The sequence below is a fragment of the Streptomyces sp. NPDC058662 genome, from assembly GCF_042716255.1.
Taxonomy (GTDB): Bacteria; Actinomycetota; Actinomycetes; order Streptomycetales; family Streptomycetaceae; genus Streptomyces.
The window spans coordinates 1-5,590 of sequence record NZ_JBHXRU010000181.1 but is presented as its reverse complement, the minus strand read 5'-3'; the positions used below and the strand labels follow the sequence as shown (position 1 = coordinate 5,590).

Here is a 5,590-nt window from a genome sequence, read left to right as displayed (position 1 = left end):
GGCGGGAGCCGGGCCAGGAGCCGGGCCCCGCGCACCCCCCGCGGCCGGTCCCGACCCCGGGCGAGGTGTTCCCGCCGCGCCGCAAGCCCACCCCGCCCCCGGCGGACGGGCGGGCGGTCGGATAGCTAGGCTGGGGTCATGGACTATGTTTCCGCGCTCGTGCCCCCCTTCGCGATGGCCGCGTTCTTCATCGCTCTCGTCGTGACGATCGTGAAGACCCAGGGCGGGGCGAACAAGGCCAAGGAGGACGCGGTGGTCGACGCCGTGATCGCCCGCGCCGAGGCCGCCCAGCAGCAGAAGTAGGGGCCGCACGGCTCCTGCGGGACAGGAAGGGCGCACGGCCCCACCGGCCGTACGCCCGATTTGTTGCGCGTTGGCAGCCGGATAGTCGGGCAATCCCCGACATTCCGCACTATCGTGCTGGTGTGCCTCGCCCCTTGGGAGAACTCGAAGACGCCGTGATGACACGGGTGTGGCAGTGGAACCGCCCGGTCACTGTTCGGGAAGTACTCGAAGACCTCCAGCAGGAACGGTCCATCGCGTACACCACGGTCATGACCGTTATGGACAATCTCCATCAGAAGGGCTGGGTCCGCCGGGAAGCCGAAGGCCGCGCCTATCGATATACGGCGGTCTCCACCCGCGCCGCCTACTCGGCCGCACTCATGAACGCGGCCTGGGCGACGAGCGACAACCCCGCGGCCGCCCTGGTCGCCTTCTTCGGCATGATGTCGGCGGAACAGCGCGAAGCGCTTCGCGACGCCGTGCGGATCGTCCAGCACGACGACGAGTCCGCCGCCGAAACGGCCGCCGAGGCCCCCGCTGGGCCCGAAGCCGGCGGGGACTCCGCCGAGCGCCCGGCCGAGCCGGGGCGATAGCGTTCGGGGGCATGGGAGAGTTTTCCGCCGCACCCGCAGAAACAGTGACGATCCGCCGTGCCCGCACGAGTGATGTCGCGGCGCTGCGCCGCCTCCTCAACCAGTACGTGCAGCAGCGGATCCTCCTCGACAAAGCGCCCGTCGTCCTTTACGAGGACATCCAGGAGTTCTGGGTCGCCGAACGCGACCGGGACGCCCAGGTCGTCGGCTGCGGCGCTCTCCACGTGATGTGGGAAGACCTCGCCGAAGTGCGTACTCTCGCCGTCGACCGGGAGCTCAAGGGCGCCGGCGTCGGCCACCGCGTGCTGCGGCAGTTGTTGCACACCGCACGCGAGCTCGGGGTGAGCCGGGTTTTCTGCCTGACCTTCGAAGTGGACTTCTTCGCGAAGCACGGCTTCGTCGAGATCGGGGAGACCCCGGTCGACAGCGATGTGTACATGGAGCTCCTGCGTTCCTATGACGAGGGCGTCGCGGAGTTCCTCGGTCTCGAACGAGTGAAGCCGAACACCTTGGGCAACAGCCGGATGCTTCTGCACCTCTGAACGATCACGGCGGCTTTTCCGGTGCTCCACACACCTGTGGCCTATGTCCGAATCGCGTACGTTTCCCGCCCTGTTGCGATCCTGAACCTCTCCCGGGGGGTTTGTGTTTTCCAGGCAAAAGCGGTTTCCTTTCCGCGTACTGCTTTTCGATGAAAGGAAATCCCGGTGGCACAGAAGGTTCAGGTCCTTCTTGTCGACGACCTCGACGGCGGCGAGGCGGACGAGACGGTGACGTTCGCTCTGGATGGCAAGACCTACGAGATCGACCTCACCACCGCCAACGCTGAAAAGCTCCGCGGTCTGCTCGACCCGTACACCAAGGGCGGCCGCCGTACCGGCGGCCGTGCGAGCGCCACCCGCGCCAAGGGCGGCCGCGCCTCGGTCACGACCGGTAACCCGGACACGGCCGAGATCCGCGCCTGGGCGAAGGAGAACGGCTACAACGTGAACGACCGCGGTCGCGTCCCGGCCGAGATCCGCGAGGCCTACGAGAAGGCCAAGGGCTGAGTCGTACGCCTTTCCAGGCGGGCGCGGTGGCATTCCGTCGCCGCCGCCGCCACCAGGCGTACGAGACCGGGCCCGCGAGCGGGTCCGGCGCCCTGCCCGGGGCCGGGCAGGCACGGGAGCAGTGCCTCGCACCCCGGCTCGGGGGGCCGCAGCCAGACGGCGGCCTCCCGAGGGCTCTGCCGCGGTCCCCGGACGTCCGGGGGGACCGGCGCGGTGATCCGGCCGCCCGCACCCAGGGCGGTGAGATCGAGGGCGACCCCGCCCCACTCCAGCCAGTCGAGCAGCCCCGCCAGCTCCTCCGCACTCCCCGGGGCCACCAGGAACCGCATCCGGCGCCCCATCAGCGCCACCGGGCCCGTGGCGACGGGTCCGCGCAGTACCGCCGCCCCCGCCTCGGACGGCAGCTCCAGCACGTCGAACCGGATCCCGGTGACGAGTTGGACGGGCGGGCCGCCCGCGACGGTCCACCCCAGGGTCCGCTCGTACCAGGAGGCGTACGCCTCCTGCACCGGCGCGACACGGGGAGTGGGAAGGCTGACGGTGCTGACAGTGCTGGCGGCCATGCACGGAGCAACTGCCGAAACACCGGCGGGTTACGGGCGATGTGACCCAACGCGTCCGGAGCCGTGCGGAACGTAGAGATCGGAGGCGCCGCGTCCCGCATTCGGGACGCAAGCGTGTTCGCCCTTAGCGGAGAGGGATCCGGCCCCTCGGGGATGGAGGGCCAGTCCGGACGGGTAAGACATTCCTAGTGGATCGGGGCGACACGCTGATTTGGGCGGCTCCCGTTCGCCATCGGCGTACACGCGTGACGGGTATCTGCCTGGCCTGCGGGAACATCGTCTCCCACTATCGGGTTGGAGCAGTTGTCGGCTGTTCAAGCCGGTTTTCCTCACCGATGTGGGGGTGAGCCGCGGACGGATGTCGGCAGTTGGAATGAGCTGTCCCGCCCCGCGGGACTAGCATGCGGAAGGACAGGGCGGGGACCGACCCCGAACTGCCCGACCGCTCTGAGGAGCGATAAACGATGTTCGAGAGGTTCACCGACCGCGCGCGGCGGGTTGTCGTCCTGGCTCAGGAAGAAGCCCGGATGCTCAACCACAACTACATCGGCACCGAGCACATCCTCCTGGGCTTGATCCACGAGGGTGAGGGTGTCGCCGCTAAGGCCCTGGAGAGCCTCGGGATTTCGCTCGAGGCTGTTCGCCAGCAGGTTGAGGAGATCATCGGTCAGGGGCAGCAGGCCCCGTCCGGCCACATCCCCTTCACCCCGCGGGCGAAGAAGGTCCTGGAGCTTTCGCTCCGAGAGGCCCTCCAGCTCGGCCACAACTACATCGGCACCGAGCACATCCTGCTCGGCCTGATCCGCGAGGGCGAGGGCGTCGCCGCCCAGGTCCTCGTGAAGCTGGGCGCCGATCTCAACCGGGTCCGGCAGCAGGTCATCCAGCTGCTCTCCGGCTACACCGGGGGCGGCAAGGAGTCGGCCACGGCCGGCGGCCCGGCCGAGGGCACGCCCTCGACCTCGCTCGTCCTGGACCAGTTCGGCCGCAATCTCACCCAGGCGGCCCGCGAGTCCAAGCTCGACCCGGTCATCGGGCGCGAGAAGGAGATCGAGCGGGTCATGCAGGTCCTGTCCCGCCGGACCAAGAACAACCCGGTCCTCATCGGCGAGCCCGGCGTCGGCAAGACCGCCGTCGTCGAGGGCCTGGCGCAGGCGATCGTCAAGGGCGAGGTGCCCGAGACCCTCAAGGACAAGCACCTCTACACCCTGGACCTCGGCGCCCTGGTCGCGGGCTCCCGCTACCGCGGTGACTTCGAGGAGCGCCTCAAGAAGGTCCTCAAGGAGATCCGCACCCGCGGCGACATCATCCTGTTCATCGACGAGCTCCACACCCTCGTGGGTGCGGGCGCCGCCGAGGGCGCGATCGACGCCGCCAGCATCCTCAAGCCCATGCTGGCCCGCGGTGAGCTCCAGACCATCGGTGCCACCACGCTCGACGAGTACCGCAAGCACCTTGAGAAGGACGCGGCGCTTGAGCGCCGGTTCCAGCCGATCCAGGTGGCGGAGCCTTCCCTCCCCCACACGATCGAGATCCTCAAGGGCCTGCGCGACCGCTACGAGGCCCACCACCGCGTCTCCATCACGGACTCGGCCCTCGTGGCCGCCGCGACCCTGGCCGACCGGTACATCTCGGACCGCTTCCTCCCGGACAAGGCGATCGACCTGATCGACGAGGCCGGCTCCCGGATGCGCATCCGCCGGATGACCGCACCGCCGGACCTCCGCGAGTTCGACGAGAAGATCGCGAACGTGCGCCGCGACAAGGAGTCGGCGATCGACTCCCAGGACTTCGAGAAGGCGGCTTCGCTCCGTGACACGGAGAAGCAGCTGCTGACGGCGAAGGCCAAGCGCGAGAAGGAATGGAAGTCCGGCGACATGGACGTCGTCGCCGAGGTGGACGAGGAGCTGATCGCCGAGGTACTCGCCACGGCGACCGGAATTCCCGTCTTCAAGCTCACCGAGGAGGAGTCCTCGCGGCTGCTCCGCATGGAGGACGAGCTCCACCGCCGGGTCATCGGCCAGAAGGACGCCATCAGGGCGCTCTCCCAGGCGATCCGGCGCACCCGTGCGGGTCTCAAGGACCCGAAGCGCCCGGGCGGCTCGTTCATCTTCGCCGGCCCGTCCGGTGTCGGTAAGACCGAGCTCTCCAAGACGCTCGCCGAATTCCTCTTCGGCGACGAGGACGCGCTGATCTCCCTCGACATGTCGGAGTTCAGCGAGAAGCACACGGTCTCCCGTCTCTTCGGTTCGCCCCCCGGCTACGTGGGTTACGAAGAGGGCGGCCAGCTCACCGAGAAGGTGCGCCGGAAGCCGTTCTCCGTCGTCCTCTTCGACGAGGTCGAGAAGGCCCACCCGGATATCTTCAATTCCCTTCTCCAGATCCTGGAGGACGGTCGTCTGACCGACTCCCAGGGCCGGGTCGTGGACTTCAAGAACACGGTCATCATCATGACGACCAACCTGGGTACGCGGGACATCTCGAAGGGCTTCAACCTGGGCTTCGCGGCCCAGGGCGACACCAAGACCGGCTACGACCGGATGAAGGCGAAGGTCAACGAAGAGCTCAAGCAGCACTTCCGGCCCGAGTTCCTCAACCGTGTCGACGACACGGTCGTCTTCCACCAGCTCACCGAGGAAGACATCATCCAGATCGTCGACCTCATGATCGCGAAGGTCGACGAGCGTCTCAAGGACCGCGACATGGGCATCGAGCTGAGCGGTGACGCGAAGCTCCTGCTCGCCAAGCGCGGGTACGACCCGATCATGGGCGCCCGCCCGCTGCGCCGGACCATCCAGCGCGAGATCGAGGACATGCTCTCGGAGAAGATCCTCTTCGGTGAGCTGCGCCCCGGTCAGATCGTGGTCGTCGGCAAGGAGGGTGAGGGCGCGGAAGCGAAGTTCACCTTCCGCGGCGAGGAGAAGTCGGCGCTGCCGGACCTGCCGCCGATCGAGGCCACGGGCTCCGGCCCGGACCTGTCGAAGGGCGCGTGAGCGCCGCAGGCGGGTAGCTGAGCGCGAGAAGGGGGGGGGCCCGGGCCGAAAAGGTACGGGGCCGCCCCCGGCCCCGTAACGTTAAAAACAAAAACAACCCCCCACACCAA

The 5,590-nt window shown here is 68.3% G+C and carries 6 protein-coding genes; 5 read left to right on the top strand and 1 reads right to left on the bottom strand.

Features of this window, described 5'->3' with window-relative positions; genetic code table 11:
- The first annotated feature begins 138 nt into the window (after positions 1–138).
- The 4 genes from ACFWUQ_RS30965 to ACFWUQ_RS30950 all read left to right on the top strand — a co-directional run bounded on the left by ACFWUQ_RS30965 (position 139) and on the right by ACFWUQ_RS30950 (position 1,927).
- A complete protein-coding gene (locus ACFWUQ_RS30965; protein ID WP_384544656.1) occupies positions 139–303 on the top strand; it encodes a hypothetical protein in 165 nt (54 codons plus the stop codon).
- 122 nt (positions 304–425) lie between these two features.
- Complete coding sequence (locus ACFWUQ_RS30960) at positions 426–878, top strand: BlaI/MecI/CopY family transcriptional regulator (RefSeq protein ID WP_384544654.1); 453 nt, start codon at positions 426–428, stop codon at positions 876–878.
- An 11-nt stretch (positions 879–889) separates the two neighbouring features.
- On the top strand, positions 890–1,420 hold the full coding sequence (locus ACFWUQ_RS30955) for an amino-acid N-acetyltransferase (RefSeq protein ID WP_384544652.1): 531 nt from the start codon (positions 890–892) through the stop codon (positions 1,418–1,420).
- A 165-nt stretch (positions 1,421–1,585) separates the two neighbouring features.
- Positions 1,586–1,927 carry an Lsr2 family protein gene (locus ACFWUQ_RS30950; protein ID WP_384544650.1) on the top strand — a complete coding sequence of 114 codons (342 nt, stop codon included), beginning with the start codon at positions 1,586–1,588 and terminating at the stop codon, positions 1,925–1,927.
- Here ACFWUQ_RS30950 and ACFWUQ_RS30945 read toward each other — a convergent pair.
- The gene (locus ACFWUQ_RS30945) at positions 1,906–2,490 is read right to left on the bottom strand and encodes an SCO3374 family protein (protein ID WP_384544648.1); all 585 of its coding nucleotides are present in this window, start codon (positions 2,488–2,490) and stop codon (positions 1,906–1,908) included. The genes ACFWUQ_RS30950 and ACFWUQ_RS30945 overlap by 22 nt on opposite strands.
- 464 nt (positions 2,491–2,954) lie before the next feature.
- On the opposite strand from ACFWUQ_RS30945, the gene ACFWUQ_RS30940 reads away from it, so the two are divergent.
- Complete coding sequence (locus ACFWUQ_RS30940; RefSeq protein WP_384544646.1) at positions 2,955–5,480, top strand: ATP-dependent Clp protease ATP-binding subunit; 2,526 nt, start codon at positions 2,955–2,957, stop codon at positions 5,478–5,480.
- Positions 5,481–5,590: the final 110 nt, after the last annotated feature.